The organism is Arenibacter sp. F26102, from assembly GCF_023015865.1.
Lineage (GTDB): Bacteria > Bacteroidota > Bacteroidia > Flavobacteriales > Flavobacteriaceae > Arenibacter.
Map to the genome: position 1 here is coordinate 219,373 of NZ_JALKBC010000004.1, position 26,969 is coordinate 246,341.

A 26,969-nucleotide genomic window follows, 5' to 3' on the forward strand; every position below is an offset into this window, starting at 1 on the left:
TTGTAATGGCATATGAGTGATTGTTTTAATATGGTGGCCAAATTTTATATACCAGGCTTTTGAAGATAATTTTCCAATGACGCTCATAAATCAAAAGCCCCGCTAATTGGCAGGGCTTTGATAATAATTTACCTACTTGGAAGTATTCAAAAATTTGGGTTTGATGACCAACATGGCCCATGCCCAATTTTGGCTACTGGCCGAGGCATCCTTTGTGATGCCTTTTAATTCATACATACCATCACTGGCAAACATTTGGGAATAACCCAATTGAAGGGAATAGCCATTAAATGCCTGGGAAAACACAAGATCTATTTCCGTACCCAAAGATTTTTCCCCACTGGGCAATGGTTGGTCTCCACTGAAGTTAAGTGCCTTTAGCAGAAGGCTTGATTTTTCGCCAAGTTTAAAATTGGCACTCACATGAACATCGAACAAGCCTACGGAATTGGCATGATTGCCTACGTAGAAATAATCCATAAATCCATTGAACTTATGATTGGTACCATAAAGGGGGAAAAACGCTTCCGTTTTATCACTTGTACCGACATCATTACCGCTAATGATTTCCATTCCTGCGCCAAGGCCTACTTTGGGAGATGCTTTGTAGTTGATATCCAGTCCCAACAAATAAGCTCCTCCTACATCAACGGCGCCCTGTCTTTCACCTGTTTGAAGATAAGCGTTCAACGCAGCGCCGAAACTTCCTTTTTTATAGTCCAAATGTGTCCCTAATGTTTGTAGATTACTTAGCCCATCCGGTTTGGTACCATCCGTTTCAAAATTTTGGAAGCCATTGTTCAATAGCAATAGGCTTCCACTTAGATTTTTCCAATTTTCCTTTAAATAAAGGTATTGCATGGTTTTATAGGAGAAGAATCCAGTTGTATTATAGGCAGTACCTACCGATTGAAAGCCACTGGGGTTATCATAATCCTGGCTGTAGGCCAATCCAAGATCGAGTTGAAATTTCTCCTTGGCATATTTTAAAATAGCGGCATCGTGATTACGTCCCTGTTGTGTCCAGCCTACACTGCCCAATATACGTTGGTCGTCATAATCCAAGGTCTGTCTTCCCAATTTGGAGGAAAAACCACTTCCAAGATTAATATCGGCCCAAGCCTCAAATACAGCAAAGGAGTTATTCTCATCATCTGGTAGAAGCTGCCTATTTTCTCCCCATACCATTACATCTTGAAGGCTTACATAAAATTTATAGGCCTCTACAGCATAGCCAGCATTTAATCGTATACGGGTCGATACCCCAAAACCGGCATCGGCATCATCGGCGATTAGGCTGCCAAAACCATGGCGTAATTCGGTTCGAGGTCTAAATTCTCCATCCAATGTAAATTGGGCATTGGATAATGGGCCATATAGGGCTATAACAGTAAATAATAGGTATATTCTTTTCATCTGTTTTTATGTATTTTTTTTTAAGAGGCCAGATGTAATTCGCCATTAAACGGTTATTCACGTTTTTTTAATTATTGGTGTTTGTGAAACTTCGATTTCGGTACAAATCAAGAACTATCATGGCTTATTTCATATTTTGGTCAGTTTTACGGAATTGGGTATGAATAATTAACAATTCCGTAATTTCATTTGAATTTCAATTAATTGGGTTATTTTTTGGAAAAAGTGTTAATGCGAGCATCCTGCTTAGGATTATCTCCTATTTGTCCATCCCTGATAAAACAAGTTCAGCATTGGTTTCGTCGATGACTGCTTTTTCTTCGGCTGTAGCAAACCTAATGGCCAGGGATAATAGGGCCGCACTCACTATAAATCCTCCAATAATAAAATATCCATTGGATACAGCTGAAGCTGCTGCCGTGGTCTGAGCTGCTTTTACAGCCTGTTCGCCTAATTCGCTGTTCGCTGCTATGGCTGCACTCTCTGCCACTGCCGATTTGGATTTCAATAACATGGCGGCCAAAAAAGCACCAACATTTCCACCTGCGCCAACAATTCCGGAAATAGACCCTATTGCCTTTTTGTTAATGAAAGGAACTACCGAGAAGGTGGCACCTTCCGCCATTTGAACGGTGAGGCTAAATGCTATCAAAAATATCATTCCGAACACCAAACTAGTGGTTAAGGAAAAAATGGAAAGCATTACTCCTTCGGCAGCCAATATCAAGGCAAGAAAAATTACCCTGCCACGCAGGCCACGGAACTTACCAAATAAGTCACCGAAATAACCACCTAATGTCCTGGCAAAAATGTTCATTAACGCAAAGGACAAGACCAAGTTACCAGCTGTTGAGCGGTCAAGACCAAATCTATTCTGAAGATAATCATCCATGGTACCATAAACTGTCAACTCAATTCCAAAACTAGCTGCATAAACCAAAAATAAAATCCATACCCTATAATCCTTTAAGGTACTAAGGAAAGACACTTCGTCTTTTTTTAAGCGGGGCATTTTCCCTTCTTCCTTTAATTCCTTAAAATTACCTTCTGGAGTATCTGTCGTAAAGAAATAATAAATGATACCCATTGCCAGGCAAATAACTCCCGCAATTACCATTGAATATCGCCAAGCTATTTCTTCGGAAATTCCGAAACTGATAACTCCAGCGGCGATTAACGGCATACCTAAACGGTTGGCGCCCCCACCAAGATTACCCCACCCGGCAGAAGTGGCATTTGCTGTACCTACGATATTGGGAGCAAACATTATGGAAGTATGGAATTGGGTTATCACGAAAGAAGCCCCAATAAAGCCAATAAACAACCTACATATCAAAAATTGAAGCGGGGTTTGTACAAAACCTAGCAGTATCACAGGTATGGAACCAAGTATCAATAAATAGGTATAACATAATCTAGGGCCGTACTTATCACATAACTTACCTATTAATAATCGAGCAAATACGGTTCCTGAAACCGCTAAGATAATGGAGTTCCATTTTTGTGTCGGAGTCAAGCCCAAGTCCTTAACTACGTCTGGCATAAAAGGGACAATACCGAACCAGGCAAAGAAACAAATGAAAAAGGCTATAGAGGTAATCCAAAATGTACGTATTGGAACGCTCTTGAAGTTTAAAAGTTCTAATTTCGTAGCTTTGGCAGAGACAAATTCTTTCATAACTGAATTGTTTTTAGGATTAGTTATTTCTTTTAACAATTCAAAAGTAAGTATTTCTACGTATTATTACTTATTATAATTACGTAAAGTTGATGATGCGAGGTGTTTTTATGAAAGTGAAAGAATACTATGCCTCTTTTTGTGATATCCCTTAAAAAAAGTTTATTTAATTCCTGATTTGAAAATAAGGCATTCTAAGTTGATTCTTAGAAGTTAAGAACCCTTTGAATTTCCTCTTCGAAGAATGAGGGGTGTTCCGCTACAACGTCCCCAACTACTATTATTCCTGGCTGGGTTGCGTCTATTTGGTTTACTACTGAATCGGCATCATTAAGTATTCCGGTTACACAGCTTTCATTTTTGGTTGTTCCATTTTGAATAATGGCGAAAGGAGTCGATCCATTTCTAAATTGAGAAACTTTATGGGAGATTTCCTGAAATCTACGTATTCCCATAAGTATGATCATAGTGGCGGAAGACTTAGCGGCAAGTTCCAGGTCTTCGGAAAAGGAACCGTCTCGTTTGGTGGCGGTCATCACCCAAAAACTACTGCTAATTCCACGTCGGGTTACCGGTATACCCTGACTTGCCGGAACTGCTATGGCACTTGTTACCCCAGGTACCACCGTCACTGGAATCCCAAAGGATTCCACATATTCCATTTCTTCACTTGCTCTGCCAAAAACAAATGGATCACCTCCCTTTAAGCGTACCACATGTCCATAATTAAAGGCATTTTCTACTATTAATTTATTAATATCTTCCTGTGAATAGGAATGTTGCCCGCATCTCTTCCCCACATATAATTTTGGGATATCGGTATTTAATTCATTGAGTAATTCCATACTTACAAGAGCATCGTAAAGGATTACATCGGCATCTTCCAATGCTTTGTATCCTCTTATGGTGATAAGGTCGCTACTCCCAGGACCTGCACCTACTAGACTTACTTTTGGGGCTTTAGATATACTCATAATTTCTATTGTTAAGGTGTTCAATTAAGAATTTCGCAACAAAACTACGTATTTATTTTCATAAAAACATATTAATATTACGTAATAATACGTAATATTGCTACGTAACATTTAAACGTAGACGTATGAAGACCGTAATTGTAGTTGGAAATGGAATGGTTGGATACAAATTCTGTGAGAAGTTTGTCGCCAAAATAGACCAAGACTCCTTTAAACTAATTGTTTTCGGAGAAGAACCAAGAGTTGCCTATGATAGGGTGCATTTAAGTGAATATTTTGAAAATGGCGACGCCGAACGTTTGTCCATGGCTCCACGTGAATGGTATCAAGAGCATAATATTGAGCTTTTTACCAACGAGAGGGTTACGGACATACATCGTAATTCCAAAACCATTACAACCCTTAGCGAGAAAACCTTCAACTATGATTACCTAGTATTGGCTACGGGATCTAGTCCTTTTGTGCCACAGATAAATGGAGTAGATAAGGATGGCGTATTTGTGTATAGGACCATTGAAGATTTGGAAGAGACCCTAGCATATGCGGAAAAAATAAAAAAGACCGTTCAAAAACCAAAAGCTGCCATATTAGGTGGTGGCCTTTTGGGTCTGGAAGCTGCCAAAGCGGTTATGGATATGGGTCTCGAACCTCATGTAGTAGAATTTGCCCCTAAATTGATGCCCAGACAGTTGGACACTAGAAGTAGCAAAGTGCTTCAGGTAAAATTGGAATCTATGGGTATCAATATCCATTTGAGCAAAGCTACCAATCAAATATTGGGTAATGGCCATGTGATAGGAATGGAATTTGGTGAGGACGATGTACTTAATGTAGATATGTTGGTTATTTCGGCAGGAATAAGACCTAGGGATGAATTGGGAAAAAGTTGCGGTCTTAAAATGGGTACCAGAGGAGGAATCGTGGTAGACAATAAAATGAGGACCTCGGACTCCAGTATTTTTGCCATCGGAGAAATAGCCCTATATAACCAAATGATATATGGTCTTGTGGCCCCTGGTTATGAAATGGCAGGTGTGGCCGTGGATCAAATTATAGGTTTGGAGGAGACTACTATGGCCGCGGAAATAGATATGTCCACAAAGCTTAAATTGATAGGTGTGGATGTGGCCAGTTTTGGTACTCCGTTTATGCCAGCGGAGAAAGGTCATTCCATCATTTTTGAAAACAAGACGGAGAGTCTATATAAACGAATTAATGTAAGCCACGACGGAAAAAGACTTTTGGGTGGTATTCTTGTGGGAGATGCCAAAGATTACAATATGTTATTGCAGATGTATCTTAATGAAATGCCCCTTCCGAAAAATCCTGAGAACCTTATTTTAGGAAGTCGCAGTGGTGAGGATGTTTCTTTTGGAAGTGCTATGGACCTACCTGATACGGCTGTTGTATGTTCCTGTGAAGCGGTCTCAAAAGGTCAAATATGTTGCTCTGTAAAGGAAGATGGTAATGAAAGCTTAAAAGCAATAGCCAAGGCTACAAAGGCAACTACCGGTTGCGGAGGCTGTAAACCTATGGTAGACGATTTGGTGAAAGAAACCCTGAAATCGCTCGGGAAAGTAGTTAAGGAATCAGTTTGCGAGCATTTTGAATATTCCAGACAGGAGCTTTATGATATTGTAAAACTTAAGAAAATTGAAGATTACGATTCCTTATTGGACGAGGTTGGTAAAGGACATGGTTGTGAAGTTTGTAAGCCGGCAGTTGCCTCTATCTTTGCCAGTATCTATAACGAAACCGCCAATAGACAAGAAACTATACAAGATACAAACGACAGATTTTTGGCCAACATTCAAAGAAATGGCACCTATTCGGTCGTACCTAGGGTCGCGGCAGGGGAAATTACCCCAAAACAGCTTTTAGCTATGGGAAGGATAGCCCAAAAATATGATCTGTATACCAAAATTACAGGTGGTCAGCGTATAGATATGTTTGGCGCCCAATTGCATGAATTACCTCTTATTTGGGAGGAATTGATTGCAGAAGGATTTGAAACTGGCCAAGCCTATGGTAAATCGCTTCGTACGGTCAAAAGTTGCGTGGGCTCAACATGGTGTAGATATGGAATGGACGAAAGTGTAACTTTTGCCATTGATATTGAAAACCGATATAAAGGAATCCGTTCCCCTCATAAAATAAAGGGAGGTGTTTCAGGGTGTATCAGGGAATGTGCGGAGGCCAGAAATAAAGATTTCGGTTTTATAGCCGTTGAAGGTGGTTGGAATGTTTATATATGCGGAAATGGTGGTGCCAATCCACAGCACGCACAATTACTTGTGGAAAAGGTAGACAAGATTACGGCCACCAAATATGTGGACCGCTTCTTAATGTATTATATACAAACCGCTCCCCCCCTAACCCGTACGGCAGCATGGTTGGACAAACTTGAAGGAGGCATAGACTATGTAAAAGATGTTGTTATAAACGATTGTCTTGGTATTGCTGATCAACTGGACAATGAAATGCAACATTTGGTGGATACGTACAAATGTGAGTGGAAAGAGGCTGTTGAAAATCCTGAAATAAGAGCCCGTTACAGCCATTTTGTGAATGCTGAAGAAGCAGATGATACTATTGAGTTTGTTTCCCTCAGGGAGCAAAAAATGCCTAAGGCCTGGGTTTAGTTGTAGTCTGGAGTTTTAATTTCCAGCCCAACAATATAAATGTTGAACAACAGGTGCAACACAGTTGTACCTATTTAAAATAATGAAAGATGATATCCAATTTAAACACTTACGAAGTAGTAGAGCCAGAAAATGTTAGTATTTGGTTCAAGGCAGCTCCTGTAGTCAAATTTCCTAAAAATGGTGGCGCCTGCGTAAAATATAAGGATAAACAAATTGCAGTTTTCAATTTTACAAGGGAGGGCACTTGGTATGCGTGTCAAAATTTATGTCCCCATAAGATGGAAATGGTACTGTCCAGAGGAATGATAGGAGAAGATCAGGGTGAACCTAAGGTAGCCTGCCCGCTCCATAAAAATTCTTTTTCCTTGAAAACGGGAAAACATCTTAATGGAGATCTGGACCGCATAGCAACATATCCGGTTAAAATAGAGGATGGCTTTGTTTATATTGGTTTTTCTGAATAGCTTTGGAAAAAACCAATATAAATTATGGCCTCAGAAAAACTTAATGAAGCATTCCGTCTGTTCGACGAAGCGAATGAAAATGACCCCAATACAGAGGTATGGCAGGGCAAGGAATATCCAAAAGAGTTGCTCTACGCCATAAGGATGACAGATAAACTTAAAACATTTGCCCCGGAATCTTCAGAGGCCCTACAACTTACGGCGAGGTGCCAGCATATTAGAAGATGGGAAATTCCTAGGGAATCCTATGAAATGAACAGGACAGGATATCTAAAATGGAGACAAGACCTAAAAAAGTTTCATGCGGACAAGGCCGGTGCCATCCTTAAGGAGGTGGGGTACAATCAAGAAATGATAGATCAGGTAGGTTTTTTATTGGAAAAGAAACAACTTAAAAAAAATGCCGATACCCAGACTTTGGAAGATGTTATTTGTCTTGTATTCCTAGAATTTTATTTTGAACCTTTTTCACATAAATACCCTGAGGAAAAACTATTGGATATACTTCAAAAAACATGGCGAAAAATGTCCGAAAAAGGCCATGAAGCTGCATTAAAGCTACCCTTGTCACAGGAGTCCCTTCAACTTATAGGTAAAGCACTACAGGGATAACATCAATTTTAGCAACAGAATTTGTGAAATGAACGACGATAAATTACTTACGCCATTGGACACCTCCACTTTTTTAAGGGTCCGTAAATGGTATTTATTTGCGTTGGCTACCATTGCCCTTAGCATAATTTTTGCCCAAATTCTGATCCAAAATCATTTAAACTCCCAATTGGATGATTCCAAAGTAATCAACATTGCCGGTAGACAAAGGGCCTACAGTCAAAAATTGACCAAAGAAGTTCTTCTGTTAAAGGAAAGCACGGATGCATTACGGCGGGCCCAGGTAATTACTGAACTGGGGGAAACCCTATCCGTTTGGAAAAACGCCCATCAGACATTGCAATTTGGTGACATGGCCATGGGTATTTCAAAAGCGGAAAACGAAGAGGTTAAAGTTTTATTTGAAAATATAAACCCGCACTACAATGCCATGGTTAGTGCTGTAGAGCATATTTTGAGTGATTATAGGGAAAATGGAAATTCCATTCCAAATCAGTCGGATATCGATGCCGTCCTAAACAACGAAAGTGCATTTTTGACGATGATGGATACGATTGTAAACAAATATGATGCACTTAGCAAAACACATCTACAAAATTTAAAATTCAAGGAGTATCTCTTATTGGCATTTTCACTTCTGATATTGTTATTGGAGATATTTTTCATTTTTAAACCTCTTTCCGTACAAATTAGGAACACCATCAAGAATTTGATGATCACCCAAAAGAAATCGGAGGAAAGTGCGCAGGAAATAAAAAAACTTTTCCAAGAAAAGGAAAAATCTTTGCAGGAATTGCAGGAGCTTAATTTTGTGATCGATAATGCCGCCCTTTTCGCTAGCGCCAAGCAAGATGGGCATGTGGTCTTTATTAGTAAAAAGTTCAATGAGCTCCTAGGACGTAACGATCAGCATGCTAATAAGCCGTTATATGAAATGTTGACCACTGATGAGGGGCAACAACAATACCTTATGGAGGTATTAAAAAGCAATAGGAAAAATATTAGGACCGAGGAAATAAGGATAAAAACAACCAAAGGTGAGTCGCTATGGTTGGATATGTCCATTATTCCAATGCACCAATCCGCTCAACAGTCTATTTTAATTTTGTGTTCCGATATTACCGAAAGGAAAATGAATCAATTGAAAGTAGCCCAATTGACCAAAGAAAATTATGAGGAGACCATGAGGCAAAAGCAGTTACAGGCTAGCCAAATTGTGGAAGGACAGGAAGAGGAGCGCAAAAGAATTGCAAAAGATATTCATGACGGAATTGGCCAAATGTTAACGGCCTTAAAGTTTAATATAGAATCCATTAATTTGGCCAATAAGGAAAAAACGGCCGAAAAAATAGAATATATCAAGGCGCTTTCAAGCGACTTGATCAAAGGGGTACGCACCGCGACTTTTAATTTAACCCCTCCTGAGCTGAGTGATCACGGAATATTTCCTGCACTACAGAAAATGACCCATGAACTTTCAAAACTCACAGGAAAAAATATATTGTTCGAAAATAAAACCGAGGAAAACATTAGATTCAATTCGTTGGCGGAGACCAATATTTATAGGGTGGTACAGGAAGCGGTGAACAATGCCATAAAATATGCCGAGGCTAATTATATTCTGGTCACGCTTAATTTTAATGACGACATTTTAAGTGTCGTTATAGACGATGATGGCAAGGGTTTTGACGATTCCATCCTGGGCAAGGTACCCAAAAATAACAGTGAAGGCGGTATGGGCCTTTTCTTTATGAAGGAGAGAATGAATTATATAAATGGTCGTCTTTTTATCAATTCCATAAAAGGAAAAGGAACTCGGGTAACCATCAACTATAAAACGGATAGCCGGGAATTGATAAAAAATGAGCAGTAAATAGATTCCAATTTCACATTATATGCGAATCGAAGTTTCTTATAATGGTTTTCAACAGAAAATGGAAGTTATAAAAAGCAGTAATTGTTTTAATTAAATTGTAGAATGAAAATCAGGATAAAAGGAAATACAATACGATATAGACTAACAAAGACAGAAGTTGAAACCTTTAGCAGGGAAGGTTATGTTGCGGAGCGAACGGAATTTAAGGACCAGATCTTCAACTATGTATTACGGAGTCATGATCAAATATCCAACCTGGATGCCGATTTTAAAAATGATACTATTACCATGTACCTGCCAGAGCAGGATAAAAAAGATTGGGCAACAAGTGATCGTGTGGGGTTTCAGCATGCAATTACCCTAGGAAATGGCACGGAACTATTTTTACTTTTGGAAAAGGACTTTGTCTGTTTGGACGAGACCATTGAAGATCAATCCGATAATTATCCAAATCCAATAATGGACAAAAGGAATTAATTCCTTAAAATCGTTTTATGATATTAAAGAGGTTCCTAGGTTTTCTGACAGAGAAAATTTCTTGATTCGTTTGTATATGATGTACTATTATATGGACGAGTAATTTTTATTGTTTACTTTAAATAACGACATATAATTACAACTTTGCAATACTACTCAATGCGATTTTATTTTCCTTACCCCTTAAACTTATTTCGCCCATGGGAATGTTGATATAATTCCCGCTGATTTGTAAAAGCTGCAACAAAGTGTGTGAAATAAGGAGCTTTACATTAAAGTGATTGCATAAATCCTGCACTCTTGAAGTAGTATTTAGAACATCCCCCGAGTACACTATTTCCTTTTTAACCACACCAATTTCGCCAACTGTTGCCTTGCCTAAATGCATACCCGCCTTAAAGGATGGTATTACACCATACTTTTTAAGGTATTTCAACCTTTTTTCCTGAATCTTGCTTTCTATGCGAAAAAAGCTTGCCAAACAATTGTTGTTTTTAAGACCTTTCTCAATTGGCCAGGTAATTACCACTTCATCACCTACATATTGATAGATTTCACCTGCGCTCTCAATGATAGGCTTAGTTATATCAAAATAGACCTCTTTTAGCATGGCAAAAAAAAGTGTACTATCCATTTTTTCTGCAATGGAGGTGGCACCTTTTAAATCAAGAAACATAAAAATCCTCTCTTCCTCTTTAGGATTATTGTACCTGCCCATAATAAACTTCCAAAGTACCCCTTGGCCAAATTTATCATTTACTTCGAACAAAAATTGGGTCGCCATAACCAATAAGCCCCATAAAATAATTGAAATATAATAAGAGGGGGCCTTTATTTGGGGAATCAAAGTACTTAAAGTCTTGTAAAATGCTACATCAAAATTCAATCTAATTAGGGAATTGATGTAAAGAACTATAAATACAAATATTAAAAGCGTCAAATAGGACAAAATAAACAACATTCCATAACCCAATACCCCATATTTTGATAGTCTTTGCTTGTATTTATAGGGTAGTTTCACAACTAGTATATAGGTGCCGACAACCACACTTAATGTATTAATAAGCAAGGAATTTAAAAATCCAGGCCAAAATTCGTTACTGCCCGAAAGCTGCTTAATTTGAATTAAATAATTAACATGGGAGAATTCAATAATAAAAAAGATGAATTGAATTAATGTCCAAAATAGGATTATGGTCATAACCTTTTGCAGATCCAATATTTTACGATTATTTGATGTATAGTTAGCTTTCACATTTTTAATTATTTAAAAGTTTCTAATCAGTATTCAAAATGGCTTGTCTGCCTTGGCCTTAGGAGTGATTTTATTGTGATTATAGCCCAAAGGTTTAGCGGCAAACATGACACTTATGCATTAAACTCTTATTCGTAGGCATATCTCCTGGATTCGGGCCAATGGATTCTCTTGCTATTTACCAGATGAGTACATAGCGCATTTCTTCTGGATTCGGTGGTTGTTTTCGGCCTGTATATTAATGTTTTCATAAACCATATTTTACTACAAAGTAAATACAGATATCTGCATGGCACAATCACATAAGTGTGTGAAAATTAGTTCTTCTAGCCATTCCAGCAATAATAGGTTGCAGGTAAAATGAGGTAGACAGTTAAAGGAGTTTTGTATTGAATGTTATGCGGTATTTATACAACATAACCCGGTTTTAGAAGCATGTTAAGTTATTTCCAATCTGTATAACTATGATTAGGGCTAAATTTTTACTGACTGGGATTATTTATTTTGAGCGTTTTATATACGTCGTCTATTATTCCTAATCTATCAGCAAGGACTATTAAGGTGTCATCACTTTCAATTGTAGTTGAACCGCTCGGGGTTATATATTTGTCGCCCCTTTTGATCATGGCAATTATTGCGTTTTTGGGAAAGCCCAATTCAACTATTTTTTTGTTAGTAGCAAAGCATTCCGAACTTACAAAAATCTCCCTCATTATTGTCTTGGGATCTTCTGAAAAAAGCAAATCCGTTGGGGATAACTTTTTTGACTTTTCAGGAATGGCCACACCAAGCCATTTTGCCACGACAGAGAGTGTGGTTCCTTGAATTAAAATGGAAGTTACCGAGATAAAGAAAACAATATTAAAAATCATGTTTGCTTTGTCTATTCCGGCCAAAAGCGGATAAGTCGCAAACACGATCGGGACGGCCCCGCGTAATCCGACCCATGAAATATAAAAGCGTCTTCTCATTTTCATTCTGAAAAAAATCAGGCTTAGAAATACACTGATAGGACGGGCTACCATAATGAGGAATATTGAAATAAGTAAACCTACCCCCATAACCGGGATGATTTGAGACGGAAACACCAATAATCCTAATGTAAGGAACAGAACAATTTCCATCAACCAGGCCAGACCATCGAACATTTTTAAAATTGTTTTCTTATGTATCAGATCTTGATTGCCTAGATACACGGCGCAGATATAGATAGCGAGAAAACCATTGCCACCAACAAAGTCAGTAGCTGAAAATGTCACAAACATTAGGGCAATAACCAATACGGGATAGAGTCCCTCAAAGTCGAGTTTTATCCGATTGATTACATATTTACTAAGTTTTCCGAATCCAAAACCCGCTGCTCCACCTAAAATCATCTGTTGCAAAAACAAAGGAATTATAGAAAAGACACTTTGATCTTGGTGAACGACCAAGGATAAAAACGCAAGGGTCAGCACATAGGCCATAGGGTCGTTACTTCCACTTTCCAATTCCAAAGTTGGTCTCAGGTTAGTTTTTAAGGCCAAACTTTTTGATCGCAAAATGGAAAATACCGCAGCGGCATCAGTAGAGGAAACAATGGACCCCAAAAGCATACTTTCGTAAATGGTAAAGTCGGTTAGCCACCATACAAAGGAACCAATTGATAAGGCGGTAAGTAAGACTCCCAATGTGCTTAATACAAGGCCTTCGCGTAAAATGGGTTTAACTGTACTCCAATTGGTATCAAGGCCCCCGGAGAATAGTATAAAATTAAGAGATACGATTCCAATAAATTGTGCAATTTTGGGGTCGTTGAATCGGATTCCCCCTATACCTTCAGAACCGGCGAGCATTCCAATACCCAAGAAAAGCAATAAAGTGGGTACCCCAAACTTGTATGAAGTCTTACCAACAACGATACTTATAAAAAGAAGTATTGAACCAACTAGGAGTATATTTTCAATCGTTAAATTCATTTTGCGAAACTACTATAGGTTTCTTCAAAAATAAGCGTTCTTATCAATATTCTTTACTTTAAAATTAAGATTACCTGCGCTTAAATGTAATAAAGATTCTCCATTTGCCTTTCAGCTTAACAGGCTAGCTGTTTTTCAATATTATTCGCTTACTTCTTCGCTACCCAATCCGCGCTATTTTTTAGGATGGTCTGATAGGCTTTTAATCCATGGGCCCTTTCATCATGTCCCAAAGTATTCCCGACAATTTTTGCGGTTGGATGTTTTACAACCCAAACAGTAGGATATTCCTTCCCTGATTTTAGACCTCTGCCTACTGCCAATACCTCTATCTCCGCCCCTGGGTCTTTTTCCCAACGGTATAATTCGTCAACAATTCTAAATTTGGCGGGCACCCCTTTCATAATGGGATGATCAGGTTTTAGCACCCTTACTTCAAATTCTTGGAGATCTTCATGGGACCTAGATCCACCCCCTACTAATACTTTGTTGTATTCGGGCCAATCTTCCCAATTGTACCAAGTACTGGGGTGGTAGATAAGCATATTCATTTTACCTGAGTTTACTCTGGACATAATTACATTTCTAGTCTTCTTATCCAAAGGTTTGTTGTTACTTAAGAAAAGTATATCAGTGGACGGTACCAAGTTTCCCAGTTCCATCGTATTTTCTGTGTAGGTTACTGTGTTTTTACCCCCATCACTTAGGATTTCACCATCTGCTATGCCAAAAAATTTGAGGAAGTCATGCGAACCACCACCGCCCATTACCGAAATCTTTTGGGCGTTCTTATTTTCGGAAATATAGGATCCTGGGGCGGTTACTACAATAACGCCCTGCATCATACGCCAATGTCCTGGAAAAGTACAGACATAGGGATAAATACCCGGGGTATCCGGAAGTTTAAACACCACGGATCCGGTAACACCTGGTGCCAACATATGCGTTGTTCCCAATACATATCTCGATTTGGGGACATACCCCATTTTTTCTGCTTCCGGATTTTTTAGAAAACCATCTACCATGGCCCCAAAAGTGTCCAAACTTCCCGGTTGTATTACCACCAAATTATGGGACATCTGATCTTTGTTTTTCAGCACTATTTCTATGGTCTGACCGGCAGTGGCATGCAGGGTTGTCTTATCATAAGCCATTTCCTGATCAACGGTATTAAGTACAAAGGTAACATCGGCCTTTATTTTTCCGACCTTGCCTATGCCCATGTCAATGTGTTGATTTCCTCCGGTATTTACACAGTGAACAGCAATAAGATTTTTTCCTTTTTTAAACAATTGACCCTTTTCACTATCCAGATTTATGTATTTATACGACTCACTGGAACCCGTTTCCGCTATCAATAGTTGCCCATTGACATAAATTTCATAATCGTCGTCATGGGCAATTTTAACCACTGGTTCGGCAATTTCATCAGTAATCACCACTTCTTGTCGCATCCAGATATCGGAGCTGCTCCATTTCGTGTTCACCTGCTTCATATTATCACCTCCAAACTTGGCCGATCCCTTCTTCCAATCCGAATCATTGAATTCGGTTTTCATCCAGTTGTCGGAAGGTTTCTCATAGGTATAATTCCAAGTCGATTTTTTTTCTTCCGCTGAGGGTATTAGCATAATTACGGAGGAAGGTTCTACCGCCTCAAAGTTGGATTCCCTATAATAAATTTTTAGTGCAGCATTGATCCACTTATCCGAAGTACTGGAATCGTCTTTGGACAATTTTTCTATTTCAGTGTATAGTGCGTTGGATTCTGGAAGCTCTCCTGCGCGCAATACCGCGGTAAGCTTGATCTGTGGGTCGGAACTGTTTAAGAGGCCCGATTGCGCCAAACTTTCACTACTTTCCTTTGTTGAAGGCAATAAGGCCAATGCCGCACGTTTTACGGCGTACGAATTATTGTTCAAGGCATTAACAACCAACTCGTTGGCAACTTTATTTGAACCGTTAAGTCCGCCAAGGCCGTTCAAGGTCCACAAAGCATGTAATGCAGCTGCATTTAGACCACTTTTATCAATATTATTATTGTCTCCGGCCAAAGCAATAAGATCTGGAATTAGGGAAACTTTTTTATTCTCCACGATTAAGCGTTGTGCAGTCGTCCGCCAAAACATATTGTCGCTTTGCAAAGCGGCCAAGAGCTTTTTATCATCATTGGGATTTAAGGAGGTGATATTTGAATCATCGCCATCCTCATGGGTAATTATATATATTCTACCATGTCCATAATCCCGTAACTGATTTTTATGGGCGTTTCCTTCACCTTTATCGGCATTCCAGATTTGATTGTCCATCCCACGCTTATCCGGGTTGTGCTGGATTACGGGATTGTACCAATCTGCGACCCAAATATTTCCATCTGGACCTGTTTCCGCAAAAACTGGAGCGGTCCAGGCATCTGTACTGGCAAAAATATTGCCGCCATCAACCTCCTTATACCCTGCCCCATCTTTGACGATTTTTGCTATGTGTACCAAATGTCCGGTTGGCTCAGAAACATACATTTGATTTTGATAGGCCTCCGGATAATTTCTTGCCGTATAAAAATTGGCACCCGCGGCTGCAGTATATCCTCCACGAACATCTACCTGTTGCAATGGTATAGTATCTACCGGAGTAATTTCATAGTGTCCTTGTATAAAATCGGCATTTACCGCCCAAGAAGGCAGTTTATTTAAATAAGCGTAATGTTTTAAAGGTATACCCACATAACAACAATGGTTATTATTGGCGGTAGATCCAAATATCTCAAAATTCTCGTTAAAACCAAGTCCCCAGGTATTGTTGTTGAATTGGCCTACGGGTTCAAAATAAGAGCCGTCCTTGGCAAATTTGTAAACCCCCATTTTAAATTCAACAGGTTTTCCCTGAAACTGATTTTCAAACCCGGAATACCCTACGGATCCCCAAATCATATTGTCCACTCCATAGCGCAGATTAGATGGTCCGGCATGGGTGTCAAAGGTTCCGAAACCTTCGAAAAGTACAGTGCTTTTGTCCATTTTGTCGTCTCCATCTGTATCTTCCAAAAAAACCATATTCGGCGCTTGGGCCACAATGGCACCGCCCTTTACCAGCGTAATTCCGGTCGTTAACTTTTGCTCTGTAGCATAATCCGTAAATGTATCCGCCTTACCATCCCCATTGGTGTCTTCACAGATAGTGATCCTATCGCCCCCAACATCATTACCTAGTCCATGGGGATAATCCTTGGACTGCACCACCCAAAGTCTCCCTCTTTCATCCCAAGTGAAGGCTATAGGGTTTATTATATTGGGTTCCGCTGCAAATAATTTAGCGCTAAACCCCTCGGGAAGTTGAATATGTTTTTGGGAATCTTCGGGACTTAGAGGGTTCTGTACCTTGGGGTTCTCTCCGGTATAGGTCAAAGGAGGGGGCGGCGATTTTTCCCCGGAGCAGCCAGATAAAAGGACCATTCCACAGATCAATAAGGAAAGGTATGCGGTTATATTTTTCATTTTTTCAATTTTAATTTTATTACTTACTATGGTCAGTTAAAAAATTGATTGCTTTTTGATAATCGGAATATATAACTATATCAGATTCGTGGACGATATTCTGAATAGGGTGCATTTTCGCTTACGTCCACCGTTCCCGCTTCCCAGCCTTCCGGAGGTGACAGGATGGCCAAAAATTCCAATTCGCCTTTTCCGGCGTTAAAGGTGCCATGCGCAACATTGGCCCCGATATAGACCGAATCGCCCTCCTGCAAAATCTGCATCTCATCCTCTATCCATTGTTCAGCCGTACCTTTTAACACATAAAGAATTTCGTGCATTTCCGGGTGAACGTGAAAATTATGTCCCCCTCCTTCAGGCATTACCACTTTTACCAAATAGGAGTCGGCCTGTTTTATTATTTCGGGATGATAATGCCAATGATGTACGCGACCAAAGGCCTTTTCGAACATTGTATCCTTTTCCTTGACAAATTTCCAATTCCTTTCCATAATTGAATTAAAGGGTCAATGCTTTAAACTCCTTTGTCAAATTGGTCAGGGATTGTTCTATCCCCATTCTTTCCAAGGACGATGCTCCAACAAAACCGTGGAGTCCCTTACAGTGCTCCAAAACATATTTTACATCGGCCGGTGTGTTGATTGGTCCGCCATGGGCAAGAAGAAAGGTGTCGGGATTGGATTTTTTAACGGCATCAACAATTCGTTGTGTGCGTTCCAGGGCATCATCCATGGAGGCACTGGCGCTGGTAACCCCAATGGATCCGCCAACGGTTGTACCCACATGGGCAATTATGGCATCGGCGCCCACATCGGCCATTTGGATAGCCTCTTCTGGTTTACCCACATATACCACGGAGAACAAGTCCATTTTGGTGGCTAAATCAACCATATCCACTTCTTTTTGAAAACTCATTCCAGTTTCTTCAAGTACCCTTCTAAAATGACCATCTATAATGGAATGGGTCGGAAAATTATTCACTCCGGAGAATCCCATATCCTTCACTTTTCCCAGAAAGTGCCACATTCGTCTCCTAGGGTCACTACCGTGAACCCCACATATTACCGGAATTTCCTCCACAACTGGAAGTACCTCAAACTCTCCTATTTCCATTGCTACGGCGTTGGCATCGCCATAGGCCATCATACCTGCCGTGGAACCGTGTCCGGACATTCTAAACCTACCAGAGTTATAAATAATGATTAAATCCGCCCCTCCTTTTTCAATAAATTTAGCGCTGATTCCTGTACCTGCACCGGCAGCAATAATGGCTTTTTTTTGATTTACGACTGCTTGTAACCTATCTCTAACTTCTTGTTTTGTGTAGGGGTTTCCTTTCCCTGTCCATGGATTCGGCATAATATTCCTTTTAATTAGTTGATTATTGTTGAATTTTTATCTGTTGCACTTCAATTGAAATTTTCACCAATACTAGTTTTTGATTATTTCCAACAGGCATTTTACGGCCTGTTCAGCAAAGTCTTCGGTATTGATATTAGAGTCAACCTCTATAATTTTGATATTTTCGTTTAAATACTTATTAAGGGATTGAAATAATGCCCGATCTATTTTAGGATTGTGAAAAACCTCACCGATTCCTCCAATCTTGGACAATCCTCCCATGGGAAGTAAAACGGTCACTGGAGCCATGGACTTATTCAGTTTTTCGGCCATAGTCTTTCCAAGAATCCTGTTCTCCTCTTCGTTAGTGCGCATCAGGGTTACATCTGGCGCCCAACTGAATAATTGTCGGTCCTTATATTTTTCAGGTACAGTATCCAAAGGGCCAAAATTTACCATATCCAAACACCCAGGTACTATAACTTGCGGTAATCCCATTTTGGATGCGGCTGTCATTCGGTCCGGTCCCGCACTGCATATTCCACCACAAAGTTCATCGGCCAGTTCGGTGGTGGTAATATCCAATATAGCATCAAAGTAACCATCCAAGGTTAATCCCTCCATGGTCTTGCCTCCAACCCCAACGGAATGGAATGCCAAAACCTCATATTCTTTGTACTTTAATAGTTCAGAACATTTGTCCGCACAAAGGGAAGTATTTCCAAAAACGCTTATGGCTATGGTTCGGCCTTGTCTTTCGTTATTCGATACCGAGGCCTGCATCATTCCAACAATGGCAGCAGCACCTTGGCGCATTATTACTTTACTAATACTGTTTAGTCCAGCTATATCTACTATGGAAGGCATTAAGGTAATATCTTTACTTCCTATATATGCGGACAAGTCTTTCGTTGCCAAAGTGCTGATACATAATTTGGGAATCCCAAAAGGCAAAGTTTGCATGGCTTTAAGAGCTATGAATGTACCGCCACCGCCTCCCATACCTATGATGGCTTTCACTTTATTCTGGAAGAAGAGATCTGTAATTATACCTGCTGCCCCATTTCCCATTACTTCAATAGCCCTACCACGATCGTTTATTTCACGGAGGCTTGTCAGGGAAACTCCACCTCTTAAAGCCACTTTTTCGGCCTCAAAATGTACTGGAAACAGATCTGTAGAGCCCATTACGCCCGTATTAATCGTAATCACACTAGCTCCTTGCCGTACCAAACAGGCATACAAATATCCAAAATCTTCCCCTTTGGTATCTAAGCATCCCACCATAACAATACTTCCTTCTTTTGACAATTGTTTATTTGGTGTTATACTCATTCTTATTCTTTCTAAATATGGCTATAAGCTTAATTGAAACAAATAATGGTAGACATTATATTTTTGGCACAATCCTGTAAAAGTTCTGGGGCCTGCCGAATGGCTTCCTTTAAGTCCATTGGCTGATTTACAATGGAATACACGGCGCTAACTCCAATGTTGTATATCCCGTCTATATTATCCCCAATTTTTCCGGTAACCACTATTACCGGTACATTGTATTTTTTTGCCATCTTCGCAATCCCGGATATTGTTTTGCCATGTAAGGTTTGTTCATCAATTTTACCTTCACCGGTAAACACCACATCGGCCTGCTTTATATATTCCTCGATTTTTAGAGTTTCCAATATTAATTCTATCCCATTTACGAGGCTACCTCTTAAAAAAGCCATTAGCCCGGCACCAGTCCCTCCGGCTGCCCCAGCTCCTGGAATATCAGAAATATCCAATCCCAAAGTAGTCTTGATTATATTGGCATAATGGGCAAGGTTACCATCCAAAAGTTCCAAGTCTTCTTTATTTCCACCTTTTTGCTCCCCATATACCATTGAAGCACCGTTTATGCCAGTTAAAGGATTTGAAACATCACAGGCAACGACAACCTCACAATGTTGAATTTTATTATCAAAATTGGATAAATCTATGGTGTGTAATTCGTTTAAACTACCTCCGCCTTCATTGATCTCTTTGCCCTTATCATTCAAAAATTTGGCCCCTAGAGCCCTTATCATACCCGCTCCCCCATCATTGGTGGCACTACCTCCTATTCCTACTATAATTTTATTACATCCTTTTTCCAGTGCATCCTTAATTAATTGTCCTGTGCCATAGGTGGATGTAGTCAAGGGATTCTTTTCAACTTCCTTCAACAATTCCAAACCAGAGGCTTTGGCCATCTCGATCACTGCAGTCTTATTGTCGTTTAAAATTCCGTATTCAGCTTTTATTTGGCGCAGAAGGGGGTCCATTACCAAAACGGGCACTCTTGTTCCCCCTGCACCTGTCATAATAGCCTCAAGTACCCCTTCCCCACCGTCGGAAATCGGGATTTCATGGATTTTTGCATGTGGGGTAATCTTTCTTATTCCCTTGGCTATATTGGATGCCACTTCCTTCGCGGATAAACATTCCTTAAAAGAGTCGGGCGCAATTACAATATTCATTATATCCTGTATTTGATATTTTTTAAAAATTTGTTACGCTCTATACAAATATAACGTATCTAACAAGCGTTTTATAGCCTATATTTCACCCAATACAGATTATATATTGATCATTATAAAGTTTACTTTCTTTATAATGATAGCATCCAATATACCAATCCGTTTGATGGTTGTTACAAATAATCCATGAACATAATTCTAGCAATATCAAATCCTTCTAGTTCTCCTTCGATTTTAAGCTAACAAAATCTACCAACAAGGGAAAGGCCGGTTCGGTCATATTGTGTCCATAGCCGTCCATTTCATATTGAGTAATATCTGGGTGTCCTACAACTTTCATCATCCGATAGAAATAGGCATTCTCTTCATAACGCCCCAGCATCTCTTTTTCACGGTCTCCGGTAATTAACATTGTTGGTGGCGCATTTTTACGTACATGGAATAATGGGGCCCATTTATCTATTATTGGTTGCTCTCCAGGAATACCTAGTTCTTTTCTTATGGTAAAATGGGTTATGGTATGACCACTAAAAGGAGCCAGTCCAGCCACCTTATCCGAATCAATATTGTATTTCTTCAGCCAACTTTTGTCCATGACGGACATTAAGGCCAAATATCCCCCTGCCGAATGGCCAGAAACAAAAATCTGATTTGGGTCGCCATTATAGCGATCTATATTTTTGAATACCCAAGCTATGGCCGCAGTAGCATCTGAAATACAGGTTTCGGCCTTTATATTGGGTGAAAGCCTATACCCTACCCCTATCACGCAAAATCCTTTATTCTTAAGGGCTGATGGAATTTCCTTTTTACCAGCAGTTAGCCCTCCTCCATGAAACCAGATTACAACGGGGACCTTTGCCTTGCTTTCCGGGTAATAGATATCCATAAGGCACTTTTGTTTCATGTAGTCCGTTTGGTCGACAGTTTGGGAATCGTAGTAATACACATTGTCCAACGTCTTATATTCTAGGACCTGACCAAAAGCGTATATGGGCGAAACCGCCAAAAACATGTAAATGAGTACCTTTTTCATTGAAAAATGGAATTTTGAATTGATTATATCGTTCTAAATATTTCTCTAATATCTTAAAAATTGATTAAAAAAATATTCAAATCCTCTATACTCTCTATAATTTTCTAATACTTTCTTATAATTTTAGAGATTAACGTAGTTCAATTTCATCCACCTCCCAACAATAATTGAAACTTCTAGATTGATTATGTGAAATATCCACCCAAAGTAATGGTGTAAGTAAATAAAGCATTGTAAATAAGATATTAATATTTTGATGGTCAATATATAATATGTATTGGGTAAAATATAGGTCATATAGGGCCCGTGATAAAGGCTATATTTGTAAGGGGCAGCTTGTTCTTCATTGAAGATCGGATCAGTTTTTTTGAATCAATGAGGAAAAAAAGGAACAAAAAAGACAGGTAAACCGAGCTTTAATTGATTCTGAATTTCCAAGTTTTAGAAAAAGTATTACAGTTTTTTTATCTCGACAAGTACTTTACTCTAATTGATTCATATGTTTAATTATAATTTTATAAATATTGATAAACCAGTACATTATATGTTTTTATCTATATCTTATATTTAACACTTTAATTTAGTTTTCTACTTAGGTATAAGGTTAATGCCATAAGATATTATATCTTTAAAAACGACCGCGTTTTCGGTTTTGTGTAGTTATATTAATCCATTTAAAAGAAAATATAATATTGAATATGAAAATTGTTATTCTAGACGGATATACTTTAAACCCTGGAGATTTAAGTTGGGAGAAATTAAAAGACTTTGGCGAACTTACGGTACACGACAGAACCGAATATGACAATAATAAAATTATTGAAACCATAGGTAGCGCGGAGATTGTTTTTACCAATAAGACACCTCTGCCCAAAGAAGTATTGAAAAAAGTACCATCGCTAAAATATATAGGTGTGTTGGCCACAGGGTTCAATGTAGTAGATGTTGATACCGCCAAAGAATTGGGAATTGTAGTGACCAATGTGCCCAGCTACGGAACTACGGCCGTGGCACAAATGACAATGGCCCTTCTCTTGGAAATGTGTCATCATGTAGGAGAACACAATCGTGCCGTAAAAGAGGGGGAATGGTCAAAAAGCATGGACTTTTGCTTTTGGAACTATCCGCTAATCGAATTGGACGGCAAAACTATGGGAATTGTAGGTTTTGGAAGAATTGGGCAAGCAACAGCCAAATTGGCCCAGGCATTTGGTATGAATATTTTAACAGCAGGGAGCAGTAAGAAGCCAGAACTTGAGACCAGCACCTGTAAGCAGGTGGACATGGATGAACTTTTGGCAAACTCGGATGTAATTAGTTTACACAGCCCCCTTACCCCGGAAACCGAAGGTATTATTAATGCTGCCAACATTTCCAAAATGAAGGATGGGACTATGCTCATAAATACCTCAAGGGGACAATTAATAGTTGAAAAAGATCTAAAAGAGGCTTTGGATTCAGGTAAGATTGCCAGTGCAGCGTTAGATGTGGTTTCCAAAGAACCCATAGATAAGGACAATGAGTTGTTAAAAGCAGAAAACTGTATTATAACACCACACATAGCTTGGGCTCCAAAAGAATCCAGAAGCAGATTGTTGAATACTGCCTTGGAGAATTTGGAAGCTTTTTTAAAAGGAAAGCCCATTAATGTGGTGAATAAATAATATGACTTGTATTTATAGTCAATCAACTCAGGGCAAGCCTGTCTACCGACAAAGGCAGGTCCATGAGACATTGGATGAAAACTAATTAAGATATCGCCCGAACGTTGCGTTCAGGCGGGCCTGCACGTTCCATTCAGGCGGGCCTGCCCGTTCCATTCAGACGGGCCTGCTCGTTCCATTCAGACGGGCCTGCCCGAACGGAACGGGCGGGCAAACGTAGGAGCATTAAAATCTCACTTAGTCCTTAAACACCAAATAATAACCAATGCCAGGCAACCTTAAGCAGAAATTACGCGATAACCAAAATATCTACGGGACCTGTATTCTTTCTACCTCCCCTGTTTGGTCCAAGGTAGTAAAGGGCTGTGGATTGGATTTTGTTTTTCTGGATACAGAACATATTCCAGTGGACAGAACGGAACTCACATTTTTATGTCAGGTGTATAGTGCTAATGGATTGTCCCCAATCGTCCGTATTCCCAGTCCTGACCCTTATAGCGCGTGTATGGCCAAGGATGCCGGTGCTGTGGGAGTCTTGGCACCTTATATTGAGAATGTTACGCAAATACAACAAATGGTGGGGGCAACCAAGTACAGGCCGTTGAAAGGAGAGCGATTACAAAATGTACTTAGCGGGAAGGAAGAGTTATCGGTTCAAATGAAGACCTATCTGGAGCAGTTTAACCAAGACAGTTTGTGTTTGATAAATATTGAAAGTGCCATTGCTGTGGAGCGTTTGGAGGAACTTCTTAGTGTTCCTGGATTGGATGGGATAGTGATTGGCCCCCATGATCTTTCTATAAATATGGGTTTACCGGAACAATATGATCATCCCGATTTTGAAAGTACGGTCAAGGAAATCATACATAAGGCACGGAGTAAAGGTATTGCTGCCGGAATACATTTTCCCGGACATCCAGATTATCAGATTAAATGGATTAGGGAAGGTGCTAATATTGTTCTGCACAGTTCCGACCTGCGACTTTTTAGTCAAAAACTTTCCGAGGATATGAATACTATAAAAGGTGCCGTAGGAGATGGACAGAAACTATCAGATGAAAACGAATTGGCAATATGACCAGTTAATAATGCCAATGTTAAATCAATTTATAATGAGGTGATTAATCTATTTTATATGAATATAAGCTTTAAGCAATTTTTACTTTCACTTTGTTTTATTGGGCTATTTCCATCTTCTCTCCTTGGGCAAATGATTGATATGGGTAAATCTAAAATTATCTGTCTCGAGAATAAAGATCTTCTGGTTATCAATGCCATATCAGTACTAAAGGAAGAAATAGAAAAAAGGAGTGGAATTGTACTGAGCAGCGAAAATAAATTTCCTAAGCAATTACAAAACAGTATAGTTATAGGACTTGAAGGGGGATTAAATAAATTCCCAGTTGAGTATCAACAACTCTTGGGAACCATGCCCGTAACCAATGCGGAGGGATATAAAATAGCAGTGCTGCCCAAAGATAATGTGGTCCTGGTAGTAGGCCACGATTCTAGGGGAGTATTATATGGTATTGGAAAACTTTTGCGGAAATTGGAAATGTATCGGGGACAGATTTTACTGCCTAACGATGTAAACATTTCGTCTACCCCTAAATTTTCTATCCGGGGCCACCAAATGGGTTATAGACCCAAAACAAATGCCTATGATGCGTTTTCAGTTCAGCAATTTGACGACTACATCCGTGATATGGCCATTTTCGGTGCCAATAGTATCGAAATAATGCCTCCTCGTACCGATGATGACTTTACGAATGTTCATATGAAAATCCCGGCCATTGAAATGATTGCGGAACAATCAAAGATATGTAATCGCTATGGCATGGATGTTTGGATGTGGTATCCCAACATGGGTTCGAACTATACCAATCCAGATTCATTAAAAGTGGAAATTGGGGAACGACGCCAGGTATTTAAAGCCGTTCCCCGTTTGGATGCTCTATTTGTTCCAGGGGGAGATCCAGGGGATTTGGAACCGGATGAATTGTTTACTTGGTTGAAGAAGGAAGCCGAAGTATTGCACGAATATCATCCTAACGCCAAAATATGGGTTTCTCCACAGGTTTTTAGACCTACCAAAGCCTGGTTCGATGCATTTTATGGGCACATAAACAAAGAGTACTCTTGGCTTGGAGGGGTTGTCTTTGGTCCATGGATAAAAACTCCCATAAAAGAAATTGCAGATCGCATTAATCCGGGTATTCCTATAAGGCGATATCCCGATATTACCCATAATTTAAGCAGTCAATACCCAATTCCCCATTGGGATTTGGCTTATGCCATAACCCTGGGAAGAGAATCCATAAACCCACGACCGCAAGACCAAAAATTGATTCACAATACCTTTGACCAATATGCACAGGGAAGCATTAGTTATTCTGAAGGAACCAACGATGATGTAAATAAAATAATCTGGAGCGATCAGGATTGGAATCCAGAAACCCCGGTTATAGAAACCTTGCGAGATTATGCACGCTATTTTATAGGACCCAAATATACCGAAACCGTTTCCCAAGGATTAATGGCTTTGGAAAACAATTTACGAGGTCCCCTACTTAATAGCGATGGTGTAGTTATAACCTTGCAACAGTGGCAAAATTTGGAAAAGCAGGCGTCCAAGGAGGTCTTAGGTAATTTCCGATTTCAAATGGGGCTTATAAGAGCCTATTTTGATGCCTACCAATATAGAAGATTGATTTATGAGACCGAATTGGAAAAACACGCTCGCGAAATACTATCAACGGCCAAAACTATAGGTCCAATCAAGGCTATAGAAAAGGCCAAGGATATTTTGTATAGGGCAAAGAAGGAACCCATTATGGCCCATTGGAAAAATAGATGCCTTGCCTTGGCAGATGATTTGTTCGAAAGTATTGGAGCCCAATTGACGGTAGAAAAACATTTCGCAGCAGGTGGCCGTGGTAATTTTATAGATAATATAGATGTGCCGTTGAATGATGGCATGTGGTTGATAGATCAACTTGAAACCATTAAAAAAAATGGAAGCGAAACTGAAAAATTGGTAGCTATAAACCAATTAATGGAGCGTAACAATCCCGGTCCTGGAGGGTATTACGACAATTTTGGAACACCTAGGAGTTGGAATCGAGTAGTTTCCAATCATAGTTATGCAGAGGATCCAGGAGGTTTGAAATCTCCAAGGGTCAGTTTTGGGGTTGGTCTAAAAGGAGAGGAATGGGTACACGAAATTACGGCCATAGGATTTGACGGACATACAACACCTTTATCTTGGATGAACCAGGTTACCACCTTATATGATGAGCCACTAAGGATGGTCTATAATGATTTGGACCCCAAAGGTAGCTATGTAATTAAAGTGGCTTATACGGGTCGTTTCCGTTCAAAAATAAAATTGGCGGCAGAGAATACACTTGTGCACGACTTTATCACGACCGGAGTGCAACCTATTTATGAATTTAAAATTCCAGCCGCTACATTGCAGGATGGTGTATTGGAGCTTGAATGGACCTGTGGTGAGGGAGAACGGGGAGCTCAGGTATCCGAAATATGGATAATTAACCAAGATGTATTAATAAAAGAGTAAA

The 26,969-nt window shown here is 39.6% G+C and carries 20 protein-coding genes; 8 read left to right on the top strand and 12 right to left on the bottom strand.

The features are described 5' to 3' along the window. Positions 1-132: 132 nt before the first annotated feature. The 3 genes from MWU78_RS07130 to cobA all read right to left on the bottom strand — a co-directional run bounded on the left by MWU78_RS07130 (position 133) and on the right by cobA (position 4,068). Complete coding sequence (locus MWU78_RS07130; RefSeq protein WP_246996402.1) at positions 133-1,416, bottom strand: alginate export family protein; 1,284 nt, start codon at positions 1,414-1,416, stop codon at positions 133-135. A 259-nt stretch (positions 1,417-1,675) separates the two neighbouring features. After that, the gene (locus MWU78_RS07135; protein WP_246996404.1) at positions 1,676-3,094 is read right to left on the bottom strand and encodes an MFS transporter; all 1,419 of its coding nucleotides are present in this window, start codon (positions 3,092-3,094) and stop codon (positions 1,676-1,678) included. A gap of 206 nt (positions 3,095-3,300) precedes the next feature. Next, the gene (gene cobA, locus MWU78_RS07140) at positions 3,301-4,068 is read right to left on the bottom strand and encodes a uroporphyrinogen-III C-methyltransferase (protein ID WP_246996406.1); all 768 of its coding nucleotides are present in this window, start codon (positions 4,066-4,068) and stop codon (positions 3,301-3,303) included. A gap of 125 nt (positions 4,069-4,193) precedes the next feature. Here cobA and nirB point away from each other — a divergent pair, with 125 nt between their 5' ends. The 5 genes from nirB (at position 4,194) to MWU78_RS07165 (ending at position 10,142) form a co-directional block, all read left to right on the top strand. Beyond that, the gene (gene nirB, locus MWU78_RS07145; RefSeq protein ID WP_246996408.1) at positions 4,194-6,710 is read left to right on the top strand and encodes a nitrite reductase large subunit NirB; all 2,517 of its coding nucleotides are present in this window, start codon (positions 4,194-4,196) and stop codon (positions 6,708-6,710) included. Positions 6,711-6,799: 89 nt separating this feature from the next. Further along, entirely contained in the window at positions 6,800-7,177 is a 378-nt protein-coding gene (nirD, locus tag MWU78_RS07150) for a nitrite reductase small subunit NirD (RefSeq protein ID WP_246996410.1), read from the top strand. Between the two features lie 24 nt (positions 7,178-7,201). Further along, a complete protein-coding gene (locus MWU78_RS07155; RefSeq protein ID WP_246996412.1) occupies positions 7,202-7,789 on the top strand; it encodes a DUF4202 domain-containing protein in 588 nt (195 codons plus the stop codon). A 28-nt stretch (positions 7,790-7,817) separates the two neighbouring features. Then, positions 7,818-9,662, top strand: coding sequence for an ATP-binding protein (locus MWU78_RS07160; protein WP_246996414.1), 1,845 nt, complete (start codon positions 7,818-7,820; stop codon positions 9,660-9,662). Positions 9,663-9,767: 105 nt separating this feature from the next. Next, positions 9,768-10,142: a hypothetical protein gene (locus MWU78_RS07165; RefSeq protein ID WP_246996416.1), complete on the top strand. Its 375-nt coding sequence runs from the start codon at positions 9,768-9,770 to the stop codon at positions 10,140-10,142. Between the two features lie 136 nt (positions 10,143-10,278). On the opposite strand, the gene MWU78_RS22565 is transcribed toward MWU78_RS07165, so the two are convergent. From MWU78_RS22565 to MWU78_RS07205, 9 genes are all read right to left on the bottom strand, one after another. Continuing rightward, complete coding sequence (locus MWU78_RS22565) at positions 10,279-11,397, bottom strand: adenylate/guanylate cyclase domain-containing protein (RefSeq protein ID WP_246996418.1); 1,119 nt, start codon at positions 11,395-11,397, stop codon at positions 10,279-10,281. A 128-nt stretch (positions 11,398-11,525) separates the two neighbouring features. Next, complete coding sequence (locus tag MWU78_RS22400; protein ID WP_281503807.1) at positions 11,526-11,648, bottom strand: hypothetical protein; 123 nt, start codon at positions 11,646-11,648, stop codon at positions 11,526-11,528. A gap of 231 nt (positions 11,649-11,879) precedes the next feature. Continuing rightward, positions 11,880-13,355, bottom strand: a complete 1,476-nt coding sequence (locus MWU78_RS07175) for a potassium/proton antiporter (RefSeq protein ID WP_246996420.1) — start codon at positions 13,353-13,355, stop codon at positions 11,880-11,882. A gap of 149 nt (positions 13,356-13,504) precedes the next feature. Then, positions 13,505-16,849, bottom strand: a complete 3,345-nt coding sequence (locus tag MWU78_RS07180) for a PVC-type heme-binding CxxCH protein (protein WP_246996421.1) — start codon at positions 16,847-16,849, stop codon at positions 13,505-13,507. An 80-nt stretch (positions 16,850-16,929) separates the two neighbouring features. Beyond that, positions 16,930-17,340: a cupin domain-containing protein gene (locus MWU78_RS07185; RefSeq protein ID WP_246996424.1), complete on the bottom strand. Its 411-nt coding sequence runs from the start codon at positions 17,338-17,340 to the stop codon at positions 16,930-16,932. A gap of 7 nt (positions 17,341-17,347) precedes the next feature. Next, entirely contained in the window at positions 17,348-18,208 is an 861-nt protein-coding gene (locus MWU78_RS07190; protein ID WP_246996426.1) for a phosphoenolpyruvate hydrolase family protein, read from the bottom strand. Between the two features lie 72 nt (positions 18,209-18,280). After that, positions 18,281-19,525 (bottom strand): Tm-1-like ATP-binding domain-containing protein, encoded by a 1,245-nt coding sequence (locus MWU78_RS07195; RefSeq protein ID WP_246996428.1) that lies wholly within the window; start codon positions 19,523-19,525, stop codon positions 18,281-18,283. A gap of 29 nt (positions 19,526-19,554) precedes the next feature. Next, complete coding sequence (locus MWU78_RS07200; RefSeq protein ID WP_246996430.1) at positions 19,555-20,688, bottom strand: glycerate kinase; 1,134 nt, start codon at positions 20,686-20,688, stop codon at positions 19,555-19,557. A 217-nt stretch (positions 20,689-20,905) separates the two neighbouring features. Continuing rightward, positions 20,906-21,724, bottom strand: a complete 819-nt coding sequence (locus MWU78_RS07205; RefSeq protein ID WP_246996432.1) for an alpha/beta hydrolase — start codon at positions 21,722-21,724, stop codon at positions 20,906-20,908. Positions 21,725-22,422: 698 nt separating this feature from the next. On the opposite strand from MWU78_RS07205, the gene MWU78_RS07210 reads away from it, so the two are divergent. From MWU78_RS07210 to MWU78_RS07220, 3 genes are all read left to right on the top strand, one after another. Next, on the top strand, positions 22,423-23,388 hold the full coding sequence (locus tag MWU78_RS07210) for a D-2-hydroxyacid dehydrogenase (protein ID WP_246996434.1): 966 nt from the start codon (positions 22,423-22,425) through the stop codon (positions 23,386-23,388). Between the two features lie 265 nt (positions 23,389-23,653). Continuing rightward, positions 23,654-24,466, top strand: coding sequence for an aldolase/citrate lyase family protein (locus MWU78_RS07215; RefSeq protein ID WP_246996436.1), 813 nt, complete (start codon positions 23,654-23,656; stop codon positions 24,464-24,466). 141 nt (positions 24,467-24,607) lie between these two features. Then, on the top strand, positions 24,608-26,968 hold the full coding sequence (locus MWU78_RS07220) for a hypothetical protein (protein WP_246996438.1): 2,361 nt from the start codon (positions 24,608-24,610) through the stop codon (positions 26,966-26,968). Position 26,969: the final 1 nt, after the last annotated feature.